The 22,617-nt window shown below is 35.6% G+C and carries 21 protein-coding genes and 1 riboswitch; of the genes, 6 read left to right on the top strand and 15 right to left on the bottom strand.

Annotation, left to right across the window (positions count from 1 at the left end):
- Positions 1-147 precede the first annotated feature (147 nt).
- Positions 148-621, top strand: a complete 474-nt coding sequence (locus IGJ32_RS06745) for a YbaK/EbsC family protein (protein WP_088745327.1) — start codon at positions 148-150, stop codon at positions 619-621.
- A gap of 283 nt (positions 622-904) precedes the next feature.
- Here the strand turns inward: IGJ32_RS06745 and IGJ32_RS06740 are convergent, their stop codons facing one another.
- A complete protein-coding gene (locus IGJ32_RS06740; protein WP_081127553.1) occupies positions 905-1,675 on the bottom strand; it encodes an ankyrin repeat domain-containing protein in 771 nt (256 codons plus the stop codon).
- Between the two features lie 228 nt (positions 1,676-1,903).
- On the opposite strand from IGJ32_RS06740, the gene IGJ32_RS06735 reads away from it, so the two are divergent.
- The 4 genes from IGJ32_RS06735 (at position 1,904) to IGJ32_RS06720 (ending at position 7,568) form a co-directional block, all read left to right on the top strand.
- Complete coding sequence (locus tag IGJ32_RS06735; protein WP_342081741.1) at positions 1,904-2,518, top strand: flavin reductase family protein; 615 nt, start codon at positions 1,904-1,906, stop codon at positions 2,516-2,518.
- Between the two features lie 458 nt (positions 2,519-2,976).
- Positions 2,977-3,142, top strand: a riboswitch (M-box (ykoK) riboswitch).
- A gap of 113 nt (positions 3,143-3,255) precedes the next feature.
- Complete coding sequence (locus IGJ32_RS06730; protein WP_034698076.1) at positions 3,256-4,449, top strand: FtsW/RodA/SpoVE family cell cycle protein; 1,194 nt, start codon at positions 3,256-3,258, stop codon at positions 4,447-4,449.
- Between the two features lie 79 nt (positions 4,450-4,528).
- The gene (locus tag IGJ32_RS06725; RefSeq protein WP_053766844.1) at positions 4,529-5,410 is read left to right on the top strand and encodes an LCP family protein; all 882 of its coding nucleotides are present in this window, start codon (positions 4,529-4,531) and stop codon (positions 5,408-5,410) included.
- Positions 5,411-5,531: 121 nt separating this feature from the next.
- Positions 5,532-7,568 carry a penicillin-binding transpeptidase domain-containing protein gene (locus IGJ32_RS06720; protein ID WP_342081740.1) on the top strand — a complete coding sequence of 679 codons (2,037 nt, stop codon included), beginning with the start codon at positions 5,532-5,534 and terminating at the stop codon, positions 7,566-7,568.
- A 113-nt stretch (positions 7,569-7,681) separates the two neighbouring features.
- Here the strand turns inward: IGJ32_RS06720 and IGJ32_RS06715 are convergent, their stop codons facing one another.
- From IGJ32_RS06715 to IGJ32_RS06680, 8 genes are all read right to left on the bottom strand, one after another.
- The gene (locus IGJ32_RS06715; protein ID WP_342081739.1) at positions 7,682-8,884 is read right to left on the bottom strand and encodes an MFS transporter; all 1,203 of its coding nucleotides are present in this window, start codon (positions 8,882-8,884) and stop codon (positions 7,682-7,684) included.
- 173 nt (positions 8,885-9,057) lie between these two features.
- Positions 9,058-9,510, bottom strand: a complete 453-nt coding sequence (locus IGJ32_RS06710; RefSeq protein WP_063627145.1) for a MarR family transcriptional regulator — start codon at positions 9,508-9,510, stop codon at positions 9,058-9,060.
- Positions 9,511-9,581: 71 nt separating this feature from the next.
- Positions 9,582-10,733, bottom strand: a complete 1,152-nt coding sequence (locus IGJ32_RS06705) for a cation:proton antiporter (protein ID WP_010719107.1) — start codon at positions 10,731-10,733, stop codon at positions 9,582-9,584.
- A 242-nt stretch (positions 10,734-10,975) separates the two neighbouring features.
- Positions 10,976-11,500, bottom strand: a complete 525-nt coding sequence (locus tag IGJ32_RS06700; RefSeq protein ID WP_096709089.1) for a DUF308 domain-containing protein — start codon at positions 11,498-11,500, stop codon at positions 10,976-10,978.
- A 69-nt stretch (positions 11,501-11,569) separates the two neighbouring features.
- Positions 11,570-11,917: a DUF2200 domain-containing protein gene (locus IGJ32_RS06695; RefSeq protein WP_342081738.1), complete on the bottom strand. Its 348-nt coding sequence runs from the start codon at positions 11,915-11,917 to the stop codon at positions 11,570-11,572.
- A gap of 148 nt (positions 11,918-12,065) precedes the next feature.
- Positions 12,066-13,604, bottom strand: coding sequence for an alkyl hydroperoxide reductase subunit F (gene ahpF, locus IGJ32_RS06690; RefSeq protein WP_373168865.1), 1,539 nt, complete (start codon positions 13,602-13,604; stop codon positions 12,066-12,068).
- Between the two features lie 11 nt (positions 13,605-13,615).
- Positions 13,616-14,179, bottom strand: coding sequence for an alkyl hydroperoxide reductase subunit C (ahpC, locus tag IGJ32_RS06685; RefSeq protein ID WP_010737626.1), 564 nt, complete (start codon positions 14,177-14,179; stop codon positions 13,616-13,618).
- Between the two features lie 212 nt (positions 14,180-14,391).
- Positions 14,392-15,939 (bottom strand): helix-turn-helix domain-containing protein, encoded by a 1,548-nt coding sequence (locus tag IGJ32_RS06680; protein ID WP_034698053.1) that lies wholly within the window; start codon positions 15,937-15,939, stop codon positions 14,392-14,394.
- Between the two features lie 143 nt (positions 15,940-16,082).
- Here IGJ32_RS06680 and IGJ32_RS06675 point away from each other — a divergent pair, with 143 nt between their 5' ends.
- Positions 16,083-17,366: an LPXTG cell wall anchor domain-containing protein gene (locus IGJ32_RS06675; RefSeq protein ID WP_373168863.1), complete on the top strand. Its 1,284-nt coding sequence runs from the start codon at positions 16,083-16,085 to the stop codon at positions 17,364-17,366.
- A gap of 124 nt (positions 17,367-17,490) precedes the next feature.
- Here IGJ32_RS06675 and bsh read toward each other — a convergent pair whose 3' ends face one another.
- The 6 genes from bsh to IGJ32_RS06645 form a co-directional block, all read right to left on the bottom strand.
- Positions 17,491-18,468 carry a choloylglycine hydrolase gene (bsh, locus tag IGJ32_RS06670; protein ID WP_034866541.1) on the bottom strand — a complete coding sequence of 326 codons (978 nt, stop codon included), beginning with the start codon at positions 18,466-18,468 and terminating at the stop codon, positions 17,491-17,493.
- A 304-nt stretch (positions 18,469-18,772) separates the two neighbouring features.
- Complete coding sequence (locus IGJ32_RS06665; RefSeq protein ID WP_010737621.1) at positions 18,773-19,798, bottom strand: AI-2E family transporter; 1,026 nt, start codon at positions 19,796-19,798, stop codon at positions 18,773-18,775.
- A 131-nt stretch (positions 19,799-19,929) separates the two neighbouring features.
- Positions 19,930-20,361 carry a MarR family winged helix-turn-helix transcriptional regulator gene (locus IGJ32_RS06660; RefSeq protein WP_342081735.1) on the bottom strand — a complete coding sequence of 144 codons (432 nt, stop codon included), beginning with the start codon at positions 20,359-20,361 and terminating at the stop codon, positions 19,930-19,932.
- A 58-nt stretch (positions 20,362-20,419) separates the two neighbouring features.
- Entirely contained in the window at positions 20,420-20,830 is a 411-nt protein-coding gene (locus IGJ32_RS06655; RefSeq protein ID WP_010719118.1) for an organic hydroperoxide resistance protein, read from the bottom strand.
- Positions 20,831-21,041: 211 nt separating this feature from the next.
- On the bottom strand, positions 21,042-21,890 hold the full coding sequence (locus tag IGJ32_RS06650) for a YitT family protein (protein ID WP_010719119.1): 849 nt from the start codon (positions 21,888-21,890) through the stop codon (positions 21,042-21,044).
- Between the two features lie 289 nt (positions 21,891-22,179).
- Positions 22,180-22,569: a PaaI family thioesterase gene (locus IGJ32_RS06645; RefSeq protein WP_034866549.1), complete on the bottom strand. Its 390-nt coding sequence runs from the start codon at positions 22,567-22,569 to the stop codon at positions 22,180-22,182.
- Positions 22,570-22,617 lie beyond the last annotated feature (48 nt).

Below are 22,617 nucleotides of genomic sequence, written 5' to 3'. Positions count from 1 at the left end.
AATCCGACTTAAACAAACTATATTTATATTATGTAAACACAGTTAGGGATAAACCGAACGAGTAATGAAATAAACATTGCTTTTATCGATAAAAATCCCATAAAATAGAAAAGTAAAGAAATAATCTATTTTTTAGGAGGTATTTTTTTGATTGATTTGCAAGAAATATTTACACAAAACCAGATTGAGTTTGAACTTTATCGCCATCGTCCGATTTATACCAATGAGGATGCGTTAGTTGTAAAAGAGGAACAAGGATTTAGCGGTACTGAGACGAAGAGCTTATATTTAAAAGATAAACAAAACAATCGCTATATTTTTTTAACCTTCACGACTAAAAGAAGCGACTTTAAAAAATTAAGCAAACTGATTGGTAAAAGAGTGTCAGTTGTTTCGGCTGAAGAAATGGAAGCGGAAACGGGACAAAAGCCAGGTGCTGTTTCACCATTTGGTTATGAATCATCTGTTCCTGTCATTATTGATGAAGAAATATTCGCTCAGGAAAAATTAGTATTTGCACCTGGTAGACCTGATCAAACCATGGTAGTCAAAGTGGCAGATTTAGATAAGATCATTCAAGTATTAGAAATAAAAACGTATGTATTACCAACAGTCGAGTGACCTGTAACCATAATGAAACAGGTTCATCTTAAGTGAAATCTTTTGTTTAACGAAGGTTTCGTGATAGAAAAACTGCGTATGAGTAAAGTCGCAGATGTGACGTTCCATACCAAAAAGCTTAGCTGATCAGAAAGTAAATCGAACATGGTTCAGACGAAAACGATGAGACGATCGTGAAAGTAAAACAAAAAAGCAAATGTCTAAGCTATAAACAAAAGTGTCATTTTGTTATAAAACATCGATCATCAGCTTTTTTATTTGGAAATTATTGTTTACCCTGTAATCAAGTTAATTGAGATAGTAGTTGATCATATCCTAATTCTCTGGCATAATCTTCGGCAGTTTTTCCTTGATTATCACGCAATTCTTTATTTGCACCATGAGCCAATAATTCTCGGACGATGTCTTGGTAGATCTTTGAGCCATCTCGCAAAGCCACAGCTTCAATCAAGGCAGTATAGCCATAATGATTTTGATGGTCAATATCAACACGACCATCGGTTAGCAAAAGTTTGACGTTGGCTAAATGTCCTTTTTCGGCAGCTGGTATCAATGCATTACCACCAAAACGGTTAACGATCGACTGATCAGGTTCACTATTTTCAAGCATATAAGCAAGAATCTCAGTTTTTCCTTGTGCGCCAGCATATAAGTAAGGGCTATCTTGAATATGATCTTGTAAGTTGATGTTCGCACCGTGATCAACGAGGATTTTTGCAATATCGATCATATTATGGTGGACAGCAATCAATAATGGGGATTCTCCTTTTTCATTTTGTTCATCAATCATCGCAGTTGACTGGTCTAACAACGTTTGAACTAGATTTAAATCCTCGGCACTAACAGCTTGTAACAAGCGACCTGGAGCAATTGACATTGGTGTTTCCTCCTTTGATGGATGGTTGGGATTAGTTGGTAAAGGCGCAGAAGTTGTAGAATCCAAAACAATCGAATTCGTGCTAGTATTAGTACCATTTGATTGAGAGGAATGATCGGCACATCCTGCAAATACCAATAACGTAGGAAATAACCATAGGATTGAATACGATTTCATGAAAACGCCTCCTCCATATTATTTTAGTTGAAATAGCCATAAACAGCAAAATAAATACTTGCTAAACAATGCACAGCTCTTTATATAGAGGCAAAAACGTAATAAGCAACGCTTCCAAGACGGATTCTTGACAAAAAAAGAACAATGATAGATAGTAAAAAATAGTGTCTGACTAAATCTAGACAGGAGAACAGCTTTTGATTCTGTCAAATGAAAGTAGGGGAGTAGATGTTTACACGTTTGTCATCTCAATTAACAGAAAGAGAAAATTATAAATTACTGATTGGTTCAATTATTCCCAGACCAGTAGCTGTTGTTTCAACATTAACTGAGAAAGGGAACTTAAACATTGCGCCATTCAGCTATTTTAATATCGTTAGTTCAAATCCACCCATCGTTTCGTTGGCTGTCCAAAGAAAAAATGAGCAGATGAAAGATACTGCTAAAAATATCTTAATAAGGAAAGAAGCAATTATCCAAGTTTTAGATGAGCAAAATGTGGTGGAGGTCAATAAAACAGCAGCAACTCTTCCGCAAGAAGAAAGTGAGCTAACCTTGACTAACTTGACTACGAAAATAAATAGGAATGGTTCAATTCCACCAATCAATGAGTCAAAAATTGTTTTTGAAACAGATTTATATGACCATCTCGAAATTAAGAATGAGCAAGAAGTTACTGCCGATCTTTTCTTATTAAAAATCCATACGTATCAATTAAATGAAGAGGTATATGATCCAGTATCTGGGAAGATCAATCCCAAGAAACTACAACCAGTTAGTCGATTAGCAGGGAATGATTATGCAACCTTAGGGGAAATCTTTACCATCCCTAGGCCAAAGTGAACCACATGACGATAAATATGTTATTTTTAGAGGATGTATAATCCTAAAAATATTATTATAATATTGGCGTAAGTTCATTTCTTTCATGAATGGAGTAAGAAATAAAATTTAGCTAAAACATTTTTTAGTTATAAAAAACAATAAAGTTTTTTTAGGTAAACCGAATGATTCAAAGTTTTATTTAAAATAGGCAAGTAAAAAGGCAAATATGAGACTTTTTAATGCATGAATAAACTGGTATGTAAATGTTAAGATAACTTGAAAATTTATTCCGAAAAGTGAAAAAAAGAAAATTAAAACAGAAAAATCAATCAAGTCAGCAAGGTATTTTCATACTAAACGACTTCCTAAAAAGGGGAAATATATTAAAGATTGATTAATTTTGTTTTTTTATCAAATAAATGATTGCTAAAATAGTTAAAGAAGCTTACTATTAACTCTGTAAAAAATAAAAATAGTAATAACCTTGTTAGGTGAGGCTCCTATACAAACATATGCTATTGCTCAGAAACGTCGAAAGACGCCAATGAGTCAAACAGGAATTGTCGGATTAAGGCTTTTTCAAATAGCTAAGAGTGTTTCTTTACGTTGTATAGTGCTAAAACTCGGACGATGAGATGATGCTAGGTCAGAATTCTTGTTCGAAAAGGTTTCTGACCTTTCCTTATATTCTATAACTGATTCTATATTTAACTGCTCGTGTTCGCCTAACTTGTGTAAGAGGAGGGGGATATGCGATGTGGAAAAACAGAAAGATCGACTGGTTGATTTTAGGCCCTTATTTGGCTTTGTCAATTGTCGGTCTTTTAGAGATATATAGTGCTAGTTCCTATCGTTTATTGGTAGCAGGAAGTGATCCTAAAAGCTTATTTATTCGGCAATTTTTGTTTATTATTCTTAGTTGGGGAGTAATTGTATTGACCTATTCCATCAGATTACAAGTTCTACTGAAACCAAGAATAATAAAAGCTGGATTGATTGTATCGGGCTTATTATTAGCGATGATGAAACTCGGGATTTTTGCTGTAACAGTTAATGGTGCCCAGCGGTGGGTTTCAATCGCTGGAATCCAGTTTCAACCGTCAGAAATCGCAACCATTTTTTTGATTTTATATTTAAGTCGTTTTTTTAGAAATGACCGCAGTGTTCCTGAGAAACTTCATATACCAGTGTTGATCGTGGGCGGAATCGCCGTGCTTGTTTTGTTTCAACCTAAAATTGCGGGAGCACTGATGATTTTAGCTATTGCTGGAGCTATCTTTTGGGCTGCAGCTATTCCCATTAAAAAAGGGCTGATAATTATCGGAGCAGCGATTGCTAGCTTGATCTTAGTAGCTGGCTTAGTTTTACTACTTGAAAAGCATCATTTGTTACCTTCATTTTTTGAACACGCTTATGACCGAATCGCAATGGTTCATAATCCTTTTTTAGATGAACATGGTGCAGGATACCAGATGAGTAACTCTTACTATGCACTATACAACGGTGGCCTATTTGGTCGAGGAATGGGGAATAGTATAACTAAAAAAGGTTATCTCCCTGAATCCGAAACAGATTTTATTTTCTCAGTCATTGCTGAGGAGTTTGGGTTGATAGGCGCATTACTTGTTTTGTTTTTGCTTTTCTTATTATGTATGCGAATCTTCCAAAAGAGTACGAAACAAAAGAACCAACAGGCAACTTTGATCTTAATTGGTGTAGGGACATGGATACTCGTTCAGACAAGTATCAATATTGGAAGTATCCTTGGTTTAATTCCAATGACAGGTGTACCATTGCCATTTGTCAGCTACGGAGGAACAAGCTATTTAATCTTGTCTTTTGCTATTGGATTAGCTTTGAATATCTCGTCTCGACAAGTGAAAGAGAAAAATAAGCAGGTTGAGAGGTTACAACTCAAGAAACCTGAACTGTTAAACAAGAACAATTAAGAATCTCTCAATTGGACTATCATAATAAAAAAATGGCTATATTTCAAGTAAGAGGTTCGGTTAGAAAGAGGAATCGAAAATGAAAACATTTCAAAAAGTGATTTTAGGTCTATTGACGGCAGTCGTCATTGTCATCGGCTATTTTTCTTTTGAGTTTGTTCATGGTTATTCTTCAACGAGTCGAACAGACGATGTACCAAAAGTAGAAGCCAAAAGTGTTCCTAAGATTATCAATGTGGCGTTGATTGGCTCTGATGCCCGGTCGAAAGAAGAAAATGGACGTTCAGATTCTTTGATGATTGCTCAGTATAATCAAAAAACTAAAAAAGCAAAATTGGTTTCGATTATGCGTGATTCTTATGTAGATATACCTGGGCATGGTCAAGATAAGATCAACGCTGCTTATTCATATGGCGGGATTGATCTTTTGAACCAAACATTGAAAGAAAATTTCAAATTTGAAACACCTTACTATGCGAGTATCACCTTCCAAGATTTCATTGATTGTGTCAATGAGCTATTCCCTAACGGTGTAGATATCAATGCTGAGAAAGATTTAGACTTGGATGGTGTATACATCAAAAAAGGTGAACAAACGATGGATGGGAATACCTTATTGCAATATGCGCGTTTTAGAGAAGATGCTGAAGGAGATTTTGGACGGATCAGAAGACAACAACAAGTGATCAAAGCAATTTCTAAGCAATTAAAAGATGTGACTTCCATCCTTAAATTACCAAAAGCAATAGGTCAACTCTTGGGAAGTATTAAAACGAATTTACCTGAAAGTGTATTAATTGATTGTGGCATTGATTTCTTAAAAGATGACAAACCAATTGATACGTTATCTGTACCAGTTGAAGGTAGTTGGAATTTTAATGATTACACACCTTCTGGTAGTGTACTAGAACTTGATTTAGAAAAAAATCAATTAGCAATCAATCAGTTTTTAGACCAATAGATTTACATTTTATTTAAAGTGTAAGAAGTTAGAAACAAGCGATTGTCGTTGTGTTCTAGCTTCTTTTCTTATGGTAAAATGGATAGAAGTTAAGATAAGAAAATGTGAGCGGAGGGACAAAATGAAACGAAGTGACAATCATCGTAGGAACAAGACTGGTGTTTATCTAACAAGTGCCCTTGTTTTGGTTCTTGCGGCTGGTGGCGGGTATTTTTACTATCAAAAAACGCAAGAAGAGCAAGTGGTTTCAGCAGGAGAAAAAACGATCCAACAGTTTGCGGAACGTTTAAGTACTGGCGATTATAAAAAGGCGATGTCATACACGCAAATTGATTCACAGACTAAGAAGACAATTTCTGAAAAAGAAGCTCTTGAAAAATACCAAAACATTTACGGAGCTGTGGCCATAAAAGGCTTGGAAATCTCTAATTTAAAAGTGACGAAAAAAGATAGTGAAACCTATTCTTTTTCTTATAAAGCTAAAATGAATACAAGCTTAGGCGAATTAAAAGACCTATCATATAAAGGAACTTTGACAAATAAAAATGATCAGATCAAAATCAACTGGCAGCCGAACTTGATTTTTCCTCAAATGGAAGATACAGACAAAGTAAGTCTGACTAGTGAGGAAGCTAAAAGAGGTGATATCCTTGATCGAAATGGAAAGAAATTAGCAACGACGGGCAAATTGAAACAGTTAGGGATCGTTCCTAGAAAGCTGGGAGAAAAAGAAGAGAAAACAGCAAACATTAAAGCAATTGCTGCAGCTTTCGATCTTTCAGAAGATGAAATCAATCAAGCTATCTCTCAAAGTTGGGTACAACCAGACTACTTTGTTCCTCTAAAAATCATTGATGGACAAACCCCCGAATTACCAAGCGGAGCAGCGATCCAAGAAGTTGATGGTCGCACCTATCCGTTAGGCGAAGCAGCAGCGCAATTGATTGGTTATGTTGGTGATATCTCAGCAGAAGATATCAAAAAGAATGCTGAGTTAAGTAGTAATGGTAAAATTGGTCGTTCTGGTCTGGAAATGACTTATGACAAAGAACTACGTGGCACCAATGGGGGGAAATTGAGTATTACGGATGCTGATGGGACAGAAAAAGAAGTATTGATTGATCAAGAAGTGAAAAATGGTCAGGATATCAAATTAACTCTTGATGCCGATGCTCAAAAAATCGCATTTGATAGTTTAGGTGGAAAAGCGGGTTCAACAGTAGCGACTTCGCCAAAAACGGGTGAGTTGTTAGTATTAGCGAGCTCTCCAAGTTATGATCCAAACAAAATGACAAATGGAATCTCCCAAGAAGATTATCAAGCCTATACTGAAAATAAAGACCAACCATTTATTAGTCGTTTTGCTACCGGTTACGCTCCCGGATCTACATTTAAAATGATTACTGCCGCAATCGGATTAGATAATCAAACGCTGAATCCAGACGAAGTATTGACGATCAATGGATTGAAATGGCAAAAAGACCAATCATGGGGATCGTATCAAGTTACTCGTGTCAGCGATGTGCCTCAAGTCAATCTGAGAAATGCAATGATTTATTCAGATAATATCTATATGGCTCAAGAAACCTTGAAAATGGGTGAGAAGAAATTCCGCGAAGGATTAAATAAATTCATTTTTGGGGAAGACTTAGATTTGCCGATCAGCATGAATCCCGCACAAATCTCAAATAAGGATAGTTTCAAGTCAGAAATCTTATTAGCAGATACTGGTTATGGGCAGGGAGAACTATTGATCAATCCGATCCAACAAGCAACGATGTATTCTGTTTTTGCTAATAATGGAAATCTCGTTTATCCAAAATTAGAGATGGATAAAGAAACGAAAGTTAAACAAAATGTCATTGCTTCAACAGCTGTACAGACGATTCTGCCAGATTTGAAAGATGTTGTTCAAGATACGAATGGTACCGCTCATTCTTTAGCTGCTTTAGGCATACCAATAGCAGCAAAAACTGGTACAGCGGAAATCAAAGAAAAACAAGATGAAAAAGGACAAGAAAATAGCTTCCTATTTGCTATGAATCCTGATACAAATGGTTATCTCATGATCAGCATGTTAGAAGATAAAGCAGAAGGTGATTCTGCAACGAAACGTGCACCTGAGTTGCTCCAATACTTGAATCAAAACTATCAATAGACGAATGAATAAAACTAATCAATGACTGTAGTCACTACTTACATTTGGGCTAGGAAACCTAAATTATTTAGAATACTACAGTCACTCGATTAGTTTTTTTATATAGGGATGCTTTAGAATGATCTTTTTACTTTTGGTTTAACGATAAAAGTAGCTAAACCTAATAAAATGAATCCAATAATGAATGGCATCGTATGATGGAAAGTAGCATATAGTTGACCACCAATCATCGGACCGATCACTCGAGCTAATGCTTGGATGCTTTGTGAAGCCCCTTGGATTTTCCCTTGGTCCTCTTTGCTAGCATACGTTGAAATCAAACCATTATAGGAAGGACTAAAAATCGCATCACCTAGCCCGAAAAAGACCATGCCGATGATAAAGCAGGGGATCGATCTATAAAAAGCGGAAAGGATGATGACAGAATAACCAATCATTTCACTGGTAATACCCATAGTAATGATCTGGTTTTCTCGCCAAAATTGTAATAAAATCGGCATAATCAACAGTTGAGCAAAAATGTCCATAATGCCAATTAACGAGAAAGTAAAACCGATGATAATTGGCGATAGATGGAAAGTATCAATTGAAAATTGAGCAAAAATCGCTTGGAATGAACCGTTGGGTAGCCAAATCAAAAAACCTGTGATCAATAACCATTTGACTGATCGAAAAGTGAAAATCAATTGGAGTTGCTTGAAGGGATTGAGTTGCTGAAGAGAAAGATTTCTTGTACGTTCACGTTTAGTTAAACTTTCAGGCATGAAAAAATAACCGTAAACCGCATTACTCAAAGACAAAAAGGAGGCAACGTATAAGGGAGTTGCTGGTCCGTACTGTGCCAAGAACCCGCCAATCAAAGGACCTGCTGCAGTTCCAATCCCAACCGTCGCGCTAATCCATCCAAAATATTTTGTTCGACTTTCAATTGGCGTCAAATCAGCAAAATAGGCAAGAATAGCTGAGATTTCGCCGCCGGTTAACCCCTCAATTATTCTACCAAGAAAAAGTATCCATAAAGCTCCACCAAAGCCAAATAAATAGTACCCAATCGCAGAGCCAAACAAACTACTGATCAAAATAATTTTCCGACCAAACCGATCACTGAGTGCGCCTAACATAGGGGCGGCTAAAAACATGGAAAAAGCATAGATCGCACTGAGTAGTGTCACCGTGGTTGCTTGTTGCTGTGTGTTTTTTGTGTATTGCTCTACCATAAATGGGATGACCGGATTAACGATTGTTAACCCTAATCCAATCAAAAAGACCGAAGTGAAACCAAAAACGAGTGCATGTTTGTTGATTGTTGTATTCATATCAAAACTCCTTAGCTATAAAATGTTTCCCAGGAAACATTTTATATAGTATCTGTTTATTGTTTCCTTGTCAACAATAAACAGAGAGATACTACGATAGAAGAATGAAATCTAACGAAGCAGATAGCAAAAAAAACCGTGATCTTAAGATCACGGTTGATTACACATGCACTTTATTTTTCTAGTTTTGTTCTTTTTAAATTTTCTCTAAAGCGACCGATAAAACGAAAAACAGTATCAAACTCTTCCTTAGTCATTTGTTGAAAAACGACCTCATTTTCTTTAAGAAATTCTTCATGGAGCTTTTGATGCATTTTGTTAATACGCTGACCTTCAGCTGTCAGGCGAAAGTAACGCTCTTTTTTATTTTCAGGTTTCTGATAGCTTTCAAGTAAGCCGTTAGTGATCATTTTTTTAGTTAGCTTACTAATCGCTCCACGAGTCATGTAACTAGCATTTGCTAATTTGGTTACATTTGGATTTGGAATTGATGCTACTTTTTCGATTAAGTCGATCTCATTTAAAGAATAGCCTTCGAGTACTTGTTCTAATTTTGGTTTATTACGCCAAGTGATCTCGTTAGTCAGATCGACCATCTCACTAATCAATTTAAGTCTTGAGTCCATTTTTCACCGTCCTTTTTCTCTAGTATAACGAATGGACATTATCATCACAACATTCATTGATAGATAGTAAGTTAATTGGCGTATACTTTTTTAGTGAAATATTTAAGAATCAGAGGTGAGATCAGAGTACTTAACAAAACAACGATCACTAAAGGAGAGTAGTAGTGATTTTCAATCAAGTTGCTTTGTTGTCCGATCTGTAAAATAATCAGTGCCATTTCACCACGAGAAATCATACCAGCTCCTACCATGAGTGCACTGTTGGAAGAAAAACCAGAGAATTTTGCTCCAATATATCCGCCAATAAGTTTAGTCAGAATCGCTACGAGTGTCAAAATCAAAATAAATAGTATCTGTTCACTAAAGTTAGAAAAATCTACTTCTAAACCAACACTCACAAAAAAGACGGGGATGAATACTGCATATCCTAAAGCTTCAACATTATTGTAAACTTCATGTTTTACTTTTGTTTGACTCACTGCAATCCCAGCAAAAAATGCCCCAATTACTGAACTTAACCCAATCAGGTCTGCTAAATAAGACATTCCTAGGCAAATGACTAATGACATAATGATAATGGCTGAATTCGCATAGATTTTTTCTGCTAGAGACATTAAAAATGGAGCGATCCATTTCACTAATAAAAAGATAAATAAGAAATAGAATAGTTGTTCCAACAAGAGTAAAGGAAGGGGTAGGTTGCTCGTAGACTTACCTGTTAAAAAAGATAAACTGAAGCTTAGCACTAGAACAACCAGAATATCATCAACGACAGAGGCACCTAGAATCGTTGATCCTTCCTTCGTATTCACAACATTCAGTTCTTTTAGTACTTCGACAGAGATACTAACAGAAGTCGCAGCTAAAATAATCCCAAAAAAGATTGCTTCATTATTTGCTACTTGAAACGCCTCGCCAGTAAGCCAACCGAAAAAGACAGGGAAGAGGATTCCTAAAAGTGCTACAAACATGCCTGGTTTAAAATATTTTTTCAATAAGGATAAATCACTTTCCAAACCTGCTAAGAACATCAGCAAAATGACACCAATTTCAGAAAAATCATGAACTAAAATATTTGGATGAACCCAGCCAAGTCCTGCTTGTCCTAGTAATACACCAACTAACAATTGCCCAATAACAGCCGGAATCCCAAATCTTCTTGAAATATGCGAACCAATTGTAGTTGCAACAAGGATTAGACACAAGATACCAATAAACTCCATAAGATAGTCAAACCTTTCTTTATTCAATAGTCTCAAATATATAATAACATTAATTATTTTATTTGTGGTAAAAAGAGATTGCATAAGAAATCAGCAATCAGAGACTCGGAGAATGAAAAATTTTAAAGCAAATAAAAAGAGGGAGCAATCAGAAAGTTTACCCCTAGAAACGAAAGTCATTTGGAAAAAGCAACTTCTTCCATCTTCTAGGTAAACTAATAGTCATGCAACCTCTTATTTACTTACGAATATCTCTTGTTCACTTTGAAATAGGTAATGATTTCTGAGATACCCATGAAAATTAATAGCCCACCAAATAATTGGAAGAGTATCATGACGCTTTTGAATGGATTGAATAATAAAATCAAACCACCAATCAATAAGAGAATACTATAAGCACTCCAACCTTTCGAACGGGTGTTAAGTCCGACGAATAATTGAAAGAGACTTTTTAGGATAATAACTAAACCTAAGATAACTGGTAAGAGCGAGACGATTGCTGCTGCAAAGACCCACACGATTAGTGCGAGAATAAAAAAGCCAATCCCGCTAATTAAACCAAATCCCCATGCACCCGTTTGTTTTCGGTTTTTATTTGCTTCTAAAAGATTCAAAATCCCCAATAAAACAAAATACGCTGTAATGAGGTAGCCAATAAAATGGAATACAGCTGTCGGATTGATCACAATTGCAAGTCCGGCAATGATGTAAATGGCTGACCTTAGCAATGCGTAACGCTGAAAATTAGTACGTATCATTTCAAACATAACATAACCTCCTTTTATTCTATTGTAACGGTAAACGGTTATTCTACCAAACAAAAACCTGTTTTTGATTTAGCTTCTTAATATTTTATCCATTTTCTTGCCTTTTGCAAGTTCATCAATTAGCTTATCTAAATAACGTATTTCCTGCATCAGTGGGTCTTTGATCGTTTCCACTCGCACACCACAAATCACCCCAGTTATCAACTGTCTGTTTGGATTCAGTTTGGGTGCTTGTTCAAAGAAGACTTGGAACGTTACTTCATTTTTCAGTTGTTTTTGTAATTCTTCTTCGGTATAACCAGTCAACCAGCGGATGATTTCATCCACTTCTGACCGAGAGTATCCTTTTTTCTCAGCTTTTTTTACATAGAGAGGGTAGACACTTGAGAAACTCATGGTGAAAATTCGTTGATTCATGATAGCACCTCCTACGATAAGTTTTCTTTTATTATATTCGTTTGTTCAATAAATGTGTACTTATCGCAATTGTAAAAAAAGAATAAACAAAAGGCTAAGGCAAGTTGATGAATAAACTTGTCTTAACCTTTTGAGATTTGTAGCAAAGTTATTCTTTTCTCATCAAATAGTCGAATGCACCAAGGGCTGCTGTAGCACCCGAACCCATAGCAATAATGATCTGTTTATAAGCACTATCTGTGCAATCACCAGCAGCGTAAAGTCCTGCTTCACTGGTAGCACCATGGGCATCAGTGATGATTTCTCCTCGATCATTTAACTCAAGTGTTCCAACTAACCAATCCGTATTAGGAACCAAACCAATCAGAATAAACACACCTGAAACAGCTATTGTGTGTTCTTCCTGGGTGGAACGGTCGATATAACTCAACGAATCAACCTTTGTCTGACCACTGATTTCTTTCGTCTGGGCATTTAGAATGACAGTGACATTTGTTAAAGTAGCTAGTTTATCTTGTAATACTTGGTCTGCTTTAAGTGTCGGAAGAAACTCTAAAATATATACATGTTTCGCCAACCCAGCTAAATCAATGGCAGCTTCAATCCCTGAATTTCCGCCACCAATCACTGCGATTTCTTTTCCGCCAAAGAGGGGACCATCGCAATGAGGACAATAGGCAATTCCTTTGTTTTTAAATTCTTTTTCACCAGGAACATTGATTGAACGCCAATGAGCTCCTGTTGCAACAATCGTTGTTTTTGATTTCAGCTGATTGCCGCTTTTTAAATTGATTTCAAAGAGATCTGCTCCTTTGTTTAGTGACACAACTTGTTGATTTGTCATAACATCAACAGGATAAGACCGTAAATGTTCTTCGACTTGTTTCATCAATCGTGGACCTTCTGTGTAAGGTGTACCGATTAGATTTTCAATGCCTAACGTTTCTACGACTTGTCCGCCAAGTGTATCAGTTACGAGTCCAGTGCGGAGTCCTTTTCTAGCTGCGTAAATCGCTGCGCTGCTTGCTGCTGGACCACCACCGATAACTAGAACGTCAAATAATTCTTTTGTATTGATTTCCTTTTGTTCCATTAGATTCGGGCCAGCTATTTTTCCTAAAATTTGTTCAATCGTCATTCGTCCACTAGCAAATTCTTTTTCGTTTAAAAAGACGGTTGGCACGGCCATGATTTGTTTTTCAGTGATTTCATGCTGATACATCCCACCTTCGATCATCGTATGGGTGATCAACGGATTTAAAACCGCTAAAATGTTTAACGCTTGAACAACATCAGGGCAGTTGTGACAAGTTAAACTGACATAGCTCTCAAAATGTAGAGGTTGATTAATTTCTAAAATGGATTGAATCAAAGTATCAGCTATTTTAGGTGGTCGTCCACTTACTTGTAATAAAGCAAGGAGGAAAGATGCAAACTCGTGGCCTAAAGGAATACCTGCGAAAGTGATCCCGCTAGTCTTTTGTAAAGAATTGATTTCAAAGCTAGGGGTACGTGGCAACGTCTTTTGTTCAACCGTAATTTTATCAGTCATATCTGCCACTTCGTTCACAAACTCGAATAGTTGTTGGGAATTGGCTGTGTCATCTGTACTAACCGAAAAAACAACTGGTGCTTCCATTAAATCAAGATATTGAGCTAAATTTTGTTTCGTTTCCTTATCTAACATCGGCTCATCCTCTAAATCTTTCCAACAAGATCGAAACTAGGTTTTAGTGTTTCACCACTTTCTTTCCATTTCGCTGGACAAACTTCACCAGGATGCGTACGTACGTATTGTGCGGCTTTGATTTTGTCAATCAAGGCACTTGCGTCACGTCCAATACCATCAGCATTGATTTCCATTGCTTGTACGATACCATCTGGATCTATGATAAAAGTTCCTCTTTGTGCAAGTCCACTTTCTTCATTCAATACATCAAATAGACGAGAAATGTGGTGAGAAGGGTCGCCAATCATGGCATATTCTATTTTTCCGATAGCTTCAGATGAGTCATGCCATGCTTTATGTGTAAAGTGGGTATCCGTTGAACAAGAAAAGACTTGGACGCCTAGTGATTTTAATTCATCGTATTGTTCCTGTAAATCCTCTAATTCTGTCGGACATACGAAAGTGAAATCTGCTGGATAAAAGCAAATAATACTCCAATTACCAGTAAGATTAGCATCGCTGATATCGATAAATTCTCCGTTTTTATAAGCTTGTGCGGTAAATTCTCCAACTTTTTTTCCAATCAATGACATATGAAAACCTCCAATTTATTTTACTTTATTTATAATTAATATAATTTAATAACGGTTGCAAAGTCAAAGGTTTTTTGGTTATTTTAAGAATGTCTCGTAAAAATAGGAGGTTATTTATAGGTGCAATAGAAAAAGCCGTACATGGGAATAGTGGCTGCTTCCTTTGTTTAGTAGGATTCGTCGACTATTTTTTCATGAACGGCTGCATTGGATTATTTATTAGAAAATGGTGTGCAAGATGTATAATCATTTTCTTGTTTTAATTCAAAGATATATCCAGCAATTTGAGTAATTACTTTTTTCCATTCTTGCGGTGTCACATAATTGTCCAATAAATAGATTTTTTTGATATGTGACGGCAGATGCTCTAAGGGACAGTCACTGACGATGATATCACATTCTTCCATATAATTTTTTTGGATGATGATCGACTCGGAAGAAAAGATCTGCTCGATTTTGACCATCAAATCTTTACTCACATAAAAATCCTTGGTGTAATTGATACCTATGACGATCGAGTGTTGAGGTTTAAAGCGATCATACAAATGAAGTAAGTCTTCAACGATCCATTGCATATTTTCTTTGATCAATAGATCTGGCAGCTCTTTACTGATTTTTTGTCTAAAAGTGACGTAGAATTGTTTGATCTCATTTTGTAAGTTTTCAAAATTTTCTTTTCCTTCATATAAAGTATAGGTAGGTAAAGGAGTATTGGGTTGATCAGGATTCAAAAAAGTACTGAAAAGTTTATTTCGAGCAAAGTTCAAGGCATAAAGTTTTTGTTGGTTGACTGGTACTTTTAAATGAAAGTGTCGGCTAAAAGACTCCACTAGCTTTTTAGAGTAAACGATGTAAGGAACATTAGCTTCTAGTAACATTTGGTAATGTTGAAAGCTAAGCTCGTCACTTTCTAGTTTTGAGATCGCTAATCTTGCTAACAGGTTGATTAAAACCCGCTGTTCATGACAAATAGATAAATGATCGTTAAGCAAATCAAATTCTGGAGTAACCAAGTATTCAATATAGTCATATTCTTTAAACTCTCTTTGGACATTCTTCAACGATGTAACTGGAAAGTTCTCTACACAGATTTTTAATAGTAAAAATAATTTCTCTTTCATCCCTCCACTTAGGGCATCAAGTAATTCTTGTTTAAAATAAGTTGTTAGTTCATACGTAATAGATTGTGGGGTTTCCATGCCATAGGGGACAGAAGTATTTGAAAAAATATTCCAATAAACATCTAAAAAACAATACTGGATCTGTACTTCCGTTCCTGCTACGATTTTTTTTCCTTTAGCTGTAAATTTAAATGCAATCCCATACAATTTAAGGAACTGATTGACAGCTTTCATTTTGGAATAAAGATAAGAGGAGCTGTAATTTGTTGTTTGACTAATGCTAACAATGGAATGACCAGTTGGTTCTAACAGGGCTGTTAAAATTTTAAAATTTGTTGATTCTAAACAGTATTTACCAAATAATTCATAATAACATTTTGCACTATCTGTATTCTTTAAATCTAACTGGACAAATTTCTTTTGCCTGATCAAAGAAACATCTTCTAAATCAAGTGTCATAAAATCCTGTTCTAATTCTTGAAGATAAAGCAAAAAATTAGAATCAGACATCTCAAAATAATCAGCGAGGTAGTGAGTGGTAATGAAGAATGGGTGTTCTGCAAGAAAAAGAAAAATATTGAGCTTGGTAACACTTTTTTTATTTAAAAGATACTTTTTGATTGCTTCTTGTGTTTGCATGTTATTCCTCCATTTGATTTTCCATCCAGCATTTTACTAAAAAATTAGCTATTTTGAACAAAAAAACAGTAATAATATTTTAGCCGTTTGTATTATCTTATGTATTGCAAGCCAAAAGTGTTTGAAACGGGGGAGATGTAAAAATGAATCACTTAAAACTTATAATGGCTACTGTTGCTTTGACAGGCCTATCGGTAACTGCCGAAGCAACGCAACAAGTAAAGATTGAAGAGCACCACCCAATCGTTACTAAAACGAAAGAGCCTGGGTGGGCAAACGTGAATTGTATCACACTACAGGATGAATTTTCCACAACAAATTCAGGAATCATGAAATTTCCGGTGGGAAAAACGGTACCAGTCAAAGCCAGTGTCAGCTATTCAGGCGATAGACAACCAATCTCACAATCCAATGTAGTATTTGAGAATGTTGATCCAGCATTGACGATTGGGTACGATCCAACTACGCTTCAGATTAATGGACATAAGGCTAGTTTTACCTTTACTGTAACATTAAATCAACATTTAACAAAGCCAGCATTATTTACGATCAAAGTAGCTGATGGCAGTCCGACAGATAATCAGCATCTTACGCCTTATAGTCAACGTCAGACAGTTGAAGAAATGCTTAATGTTGATGAGGATAATTTTACCGAATTACCAGAAATTGAACCAACTGATCCAACACCGGAGGAAAAACCAGATCCAGTTGAACCGACTGATCCAACGCCAGAAGAAAAGCCAGATCCAGTCGAACCGACTGATCCAACGCCAGAAGAAAAACCAGATCCAGTCGAACCGACTGATCCAACGCCAGAAGAAAAGCCAGATCCAGTCGAACCGACTGATCCAACACCGGAGGAAAAACCAGATCCAGTCGAACCGACTGATCCAACACCGGAGGAAAAACCAGATCCAGTTGAACCGACTGATCCAACGCCAGAAGAAAAACCAGATCCAGTTGAACCGACTGATCCAACACCGGAGGAAAAATCAGATCCAGTTGAACCGACTGATCCAACACCGGAAGAAAAACCAGATCCAGTTGAACCGACTGATCCAACGCCAGATGAAATGAAAAAAACTCAAGTGGAAATCGAGATACCTAAGAAAGAAGAATTTCCAACTGTGGGGGAATCTTTAATTGACGTTAATACGAAAAATCAAGTAATTTTGCCAGATATGATCAAAGAAAAATCGCATCAGATGTCTTTATCAGGTAGTTTAACGCCTAAAAATGAAAACAATTATGAAATAAACAATGATAATTTCTTAGATAATGAAAAATCTCTTGGTAATGGTATAAGTGATCAATTACCAAAAACAGCAGATAAAGCAACACCAAGTTTTATGTATCTTGGGTTTACACTTATCATTTTCTCTATTTTCGGAGTGAGAAAGTTACGAAATAGTGAAAAACAAAGTTAAAGCAAACAAATAATATTATTATTAAAAGAAGAGAATGAGGAGCACATCCTCATTCTCTTCTTTATAAATTAGAAAATTACTAGAAAAATAAGTGATGAACCATAAGTATTGAATCACTTATTTTTTATTTGTTTAAATAATGTATTTGTTCTTGATCAACCACTGGATAAGTAATCAATTCAGTGCCTTCGAGATTTTCTTTATGCATTTCAACTGCGGTGATTTGGTGATTGTTGTAAGTAGTATAGTAATAGATCCCTTTGTCCATGTTACAACAAGACGAATAGATCGTATATTCAAACTTCCCATTTCCTACATCACACAATCCTTTTTGTTGTTCCACGGATGTTAATATATGGAAAAATTGGTTCACGCTCTCCATCTCTGAATCTCCTGAGACTGATTGCCATTTTGTAAAGGCAGCTTTTACGAAACGAGAAGCAGATGATAAATCGCCTGGTAAGCCTAATCCACCCATTCCACGACTATACACATCCAACTCTAGATTTTTCGCAAAATGATTGGAAGATACAGTAGGAGAAACATGACGGTAGTTATTTAAATTAAACAATTGATAATCAAAAGGTGGATTATTTGTTAATACACCGACTGGATTATTGTAAATTTTCAAACCATCAATGGTTGATTCGATCACGAGAGCTTCATTTTGGTCAGCAAGCATCCAGTGAAGAGGAGAAAGTGGAAGTTCTTCACTAAAATTGATATTTACTAAGTTGATCTCAGCAAGTAATTTTTTTGCCTCATCGATTGTTGCGCATTTTCCTAATAACCAAGGGATAAATTCGAATGGTGAGATATTGGTTTTACCAGAGTCTTCTTCAAAGTAATGAGCATTTTCAGGGAAATTCAAACCTGCCATGCTAAGTCCTTTTTCATTTGTTGCTTCAAAATATAACGGATAATTATCAACAACTGCAGCCATACCAATTAACGCATAGTGAGAGGGTAGAGGATCCGTTCGACGAAATTTAAAAGGATAGTTTCTAGGCGTAATTGTCACTACTTGTCCATAAGAAAGCTCTAAATCTAAGTTTCGTCCAAAATAATGATCTTTAGTTGCATAAACAATGGATGTACACATGATACATCTCCTCCTTTTATTAATATAAATTAATGATAATACCAATTTTAATTTTTTACCAGAAAAACTGATTTTTGATTAAAAAAACTCCTATTATAAAAAAAGATCTTTTCTAAGATGGATTTACTTTGTAAGGATTAACAAGACAAGTGTGCGGTGTTCTAGAAAATTTTAGCGGAAAATAAGCCGAAGAATGCCCTAACTAGAAGGGATTCTTCGACTTATTTCTCAGAGCTAGAGACGTCACAAAATTTTTATGACAATTAAACTGAAGTAAATCTTACAGGTTCTGATTCAAAGAAAGTCACTCTTTGAGGGGATGGTTGGGAATTTCTTTCACTTTTAATATATCTAATAAGAATGTAAAAATTGGAATACCAACAATCAAACCCCATACTCCTAAAAAGCGTTCGCTGATCAATAATACAATAAAGGTATAGAAAATCGGTAATTCTGTTTTACTAGACATCAATTTTGGATTCAATACATAAGATTCAAGTAAATGGACGATTAAAATCGTTAATAAGATGTAAACCACATCTTTTATGCCACCTTGAGAATACGCAATAAAGGATAAGGGCACACAAGAGATAATGACACCAGCAACTGGGATCAAACTTAAAATAAAGATCATAATTGCTAAACTAAGCAACTGATGGAAACCAAAAGCAGCTAAAGCAATCGTTGTGAGGATCGTGTTTAATAAAGCAATAATGAACTGTGCCTCTAATACTAATCCAAAGGTATTGACAAATTTATCAGCAAAGTAATAAATGTCTTGGAAGAACCAAGAAAATTCGCCTTTTAAGAATAAGCGGGAAAATAGGATTGTTTTTTTCTTTTCGATCATAAAAAAGAAACTTAAGATAAAAGACATAGTAAAGGCGACAGCCATCTTACCAAAGTCTTGCAAATAGCCTAAAGCAATTGATGCACCATTTTGTAATTGTTCAAAGAAATCATTTCTTTCAATGTAATTATGGATATAAAGTAAAACCGGATCAGCGTCTTTGGGTTGATGTTCATAGAAATTGATGACTGATTTGACCATGTCAAATGTTTGGTGTACCAAGACGGGGATATAAATTGTAAATGCTAAATAGATTAGGTAAACCACAAGAGCATAAACAATAATGGTTAATACCCCGGTTGGAACCTTAATGAATCGTTGGATAATTTGCACTAAGTGAATCATTAAATACGTAAAAATAAAAGTTAGTAAAATTGTTGTAATCATGCTTCTTACAAGAAAAAGGACTACAATAATGATTAATAGAACAGTCATACGACGAATTTTTTCATTCGCCAAAAAGCGTTGGTAAACAGACAAATCAACAACCTCCAAGTAATTTAAGTCATAGCGTACATATTTGATTATAAAGCGGAAATAGGGAATTAGGAAGAAAAAAATAAAAACTGCAGACATTGATGAGCAATGTCTGCAGTTTGACTGTTTAGTTCCTAGTTTTTTTCCCGAAAATTAGTTAGCATTTTCTTGCTGAGCTTTTGCAAAAGAACAAGCTCATCCGGTTCAAGTGGAAGACTCGCTAATATTTTAGCAGGAATATCTTTTGCTTTTTCTTCTAAAGCTTTTCCATTAGAAGTCAGTGATAGAATCGTAATACGCTCGTCTTTATCTGCTCTTCTTCTTTGAAGTAGGCCTTTGTCAGCCATTTTTTTTATGACGGGCGTCAAGGTTCCAGAATCTAAACAAAGTAAGCTACCAAGTTCTTTCATTGTGACTTGTTGGTTTTCCCATAAAACAAGCATTACCAGGTATTGCGTGTAAGTTAAATCTAAAGGCTTCAGCAAAGGGTTGTACGAGCGAATGATTTCTTTAGAGGTGGCATATAAAGGAAAGCACAACTGGTTTTCTAAATATAAATCTTCCATTTTCTCCACCTCGATTCTCGTAGTTCCTTGTTAGCATAGCTGATTTTATAATAAATGTCTAGCTGTTAACAGCAGTCAATGTCACTTCAATATTACCTGCAGTTGCTTTAGAATATGGGCAAACTTTATGAGCTGCTTCTAATAATTCTTGTGTTTCTTCTAAAGAAAGACCTTCAACATGACCTTCAATTTCAACGCCTAAAACAAAACTCATTTCATTTTCAGCATACAAAGATACTTGAGCACTGATGGTAGAAGCACCAGAGATATTTTTTTGATTTTTGATCAATTCTAACGCACTATTGAAACAAGCACTGAAACCTGCTGCAAATAATTGCTCAGGATTCGTTGCATCGGCTACACGACGTCCAGGAGCCGCAATTGCAAGTTCAAATGAATGATCTGGACTATGAACTTCACCTGAACGACCACCAGTATTGATCATTTTTGTAGAATACATTTTTTTCATAAAAAACACTCCTTTAAATTTGATTTTGTACAATTAAATTGTATACAACTTAATTGAGAAAGGCAACTAATTCGTTTCAGCATGGGCATAAAAAAAAAACGAGCGACTACACGTTATGGCATCACTCGTTTTAGATAAATTATTTAAGCAGAATCAATTTTTAGAAGAAATACAAAAATAGAAGAGGAAGTATTTATGAATAAGCCTCTTATTACTCAATTGGATGGTAAGTGAAGCCACTACCAGTTACTTCAGCTACACTGCTGACAATCACAAAAGCAGTAGGGTCGATTTCTTCGATCAATGGTTTGACTCTTGAAAACTCCTGGTCTGTTACGACGATCAATAAAACTTCTTTAGATTTGCGGTTGTAGCCACCTTTTGCTTCTAATAAAGTTAAGCCACGACCAATTTCCGCACTTAAACGTTGGCGGATTTCTTCGATAGAGGTTTCGCTCATCACCATTATCGATTTTTTACGATTCATTCCTGTTTCAATATAAGACATGACAATCGAGGTAATGACGATCGAAAGAATGGCATATAAAAATTCTTCAAACCCAAAAATAAATAAATTAAGTGATACAACAAACGCATCTGTTACCAATAAACCAATCGAAGTATTCAAATGAAAGTACTTTTTGAAGATCAGTGGTGGAATAGTTGTTCCGCCACTTGAAGAATTATTTTTGTATAAAATAGCGACACCCAGAGCAAAGATCGCACTACCAAAGATCACTGAAAGTAAACGATCCGACGTTACCATCATTTCAGGGACGACCGCAATAATCAGCGGAAAGACAAGACTTCCAAAAAGCACTTTGAAAAAAGGTTTTTTTCCAAGAAATACAAGAGCTAATACCAACATGATGATATTTAATACTAAAATGACCATTGCACGATCAAAACCTAAAGCCGATTCTAAGAGAATACCTAAACCACTTACACCGCCTGCTGCGATATGGTGGGGGCCTAAAAACATATTGATACCTACGCCTAAAATGGTTAAGGCAAACATTATTTTTATGTATGTCCAAATCATCGTTTTCATTTGCTTCATCCATTCACATCCATTCATTATTGTATTTTAATTTTTTAGTGCTTTTTTCATTATAACGTAATATCCACCTAAAGTTAACTACTATTTTAAAAAAATGTTAGGTTAGTCTAACATTTCAAGTCGAGAAATAGAGGTGCTATGAGTTCACTATGTTGCTATAGATAGTGAATATTAATATTTTTTATCGATTGAAATAAAAATGAAAGATGTCTTTTACTTTTACTTATTTCGATAAAGAGCAAATAAAGATGGAAATTTAATGAATGAAAGGTTGGACATAAATGCAACGTCATGTCGATTCGTTACGAACAGTTAGTGTGCAAGAACCATTGGCAATAAGATGAGCAGGGGTTGGTTCGTTTTCTTTTTCTAAATAAATTTCAGCTGCCCAAAATTGGATAGAGCGTCCAATTTTAGTCGGACGTGCGATCACTCGTAATTGTCCATTTTGAGCGCTGTTAAGGTGGTTGACGTGTAAATCTACACCTACCGCATATTGTGGCGAGCTTAAATGTTGGTTAGCACCAATACTACAAGCGGTTTCAATCAAGATACCGTTGATTCCGCCATGAAGGAAGCCAAAAGGTTGGAGATGGATGTCAGAAATCGGTAGTAACAATTCAACCTGTTCTTTTGAGATAGACATTGTCTCAATCTGTAAATATTCGATTAAATTCATTTTTAGGTTTCATTCCTTTTATTGTTTTTTGAATAGTATAACAGAAAT

The organism is Enterococcus sp. DIV1639a, from assembly GCF_050530445.1.
Taxonomy (GTDB): domain Bacteria; phylum Bacillota; class Bacilli; order Lactobacillales; family Enterococcaceae; genus Enterococcus_B; species Enterococcus_B hirae.
This window is presented reverse-complemented; position numbering and strand designations above follow the sequence as displayed.

Excerpts from the sequence above, each read along its gene's own strand:
- IGJ32_RS06645 (WP_034866549.1), bottom strand. The coding sequence starts at position 22,569 with ATGAATTTAATCGAATATTTACAGATTGAGACAATGTCTATCTCAAAA.
- IGJ32_RS06740 (WP_081127553.1), bottom strand. The coding sequence starts at position 1,675 with ATGAAATCGTATTCAATCCTATGGTTATTTCCTACGTTATTGGTATTT.
- IGJ32_RS06700 (WP_096709089.1), bottom strand. The coding sequence starts at position 11,500 with ATGTTTGAAATGATACGTACTAATTTTCAGCGTTACGCATTGCTAAGG.
- IGJ32_RS06720 (WP_342081740.1), top strand. The coding sequence starts at position 5,532 with ATGAAACGAAGTGACAATCATCGTAGGAACAAGACTGGTGTTTATCTA.
- IGJ32_RS06675 (WP_373168863.1), top strand. The coding sequence starts at position 16,083 with ATGAATCACTTAAAACTTATAATGGCTACTGTTGCTTTGACAGGCCTA.
- ahpF (WP_373168865.1), bottom strand. The coding sequence starts at position 13,604 with ATGTTAGATAAGGAAACGAAACAAAATTTAGCTCAATATCTTGATTTA.
- IGJ32_RS06680 (WP_034698053.1), bottom strand. The coding sequence starts at position 15,939 with ATGCAAACACAAGAAGCAATCAAAAAGTATCTTTTAAATAAAAAAAGT.
- IGJ32_RS06725 (WP_053766844.1), top strand. The coding sequence starts at position 4,529 with ATGAAAACATTTCAAAAAGTGATTTTAGGTCTATTGACGGCAGTCGTC.
- IGJ32_RS06705 (WP_010719107.1), bottom strand. The coding sequence starts at position 10,733 with ATGGAGTTTATTGGTATCTTGTGTCTAATCCTTGTTGCAACTACAATT.
- bsh (WP_034866541.1), bottom strand. The coding sequence starts at position 18,468 with ATGTGTACATCCATTGTTTATGCAACTAAAGATCATTATTTTGGACGA.
- IGJ32_RS06730 (WP_034698076.1), top strand. The coding sequence starts at position 3,256 with ATGTGGAAAAACAGAAAGATCGACTGGTTGATTTTAGGCCCTTATTTG.
- ahpC (WP_010737626.1), bottom strand. The coding sequence starts at position 14,179 with ATGTCATTGATTGGAAAAAAAGTTGGAGAATTTACCGCACAAGCTTAT.
- IGJ32_RS06650 (WP_010719119.1), bottom strand. The coding sequence starts at position 21,890 with ATGAAGCAAATGAAAACGATGATTTGGACATACATAAAAATAATGTTT.
- IGJ32_RS06660 (WP_342081735.1), bottom strand. The coding sequence starts at position 20,361 with ATGGAAGATTTATATTTAGAAAACCAGTTGTGCTTTCCTTTATATGCC.
- IGJ32_RS06715 (WP_342081739.1), bottom strand. The coding sequence starts at position 8,884 with ATGAATACAACAATCAACAAACATGCACTCGTTTTTGGTTTCACTTCG.
- IGJ32_RS06655 (WP_010719118.1), bottom strand. The coding sequence starts at position 20,830 with ATGAAAAAAATGTATTCTACAAAAATGATCAATACTGGTGGTCGTTCA.
- IGJ32_RS06695 (WP_342081738.1), bottom strand. The coding sequence starts at position 11,917 with ATGAATCAACGAATTTTCACCATGAGTTTCTCAAGTGTCTACCCTCTC.
- IGJ32_RS06735 (WP_342081741.1), top strand. The coding sequence starts at position 1,904 with ATGTTTACACGTTTGTCATCTCAATTAACAGAAAGAGAAAATTATAAA.
- IGJ32_RS06710 (WP_063627145.1), bottom strand. The coding sequence starts at position 9,510 with ATGGACTCAAGACTTAAATTGATTAGTGAGATGGTCGATCTGACTAAC.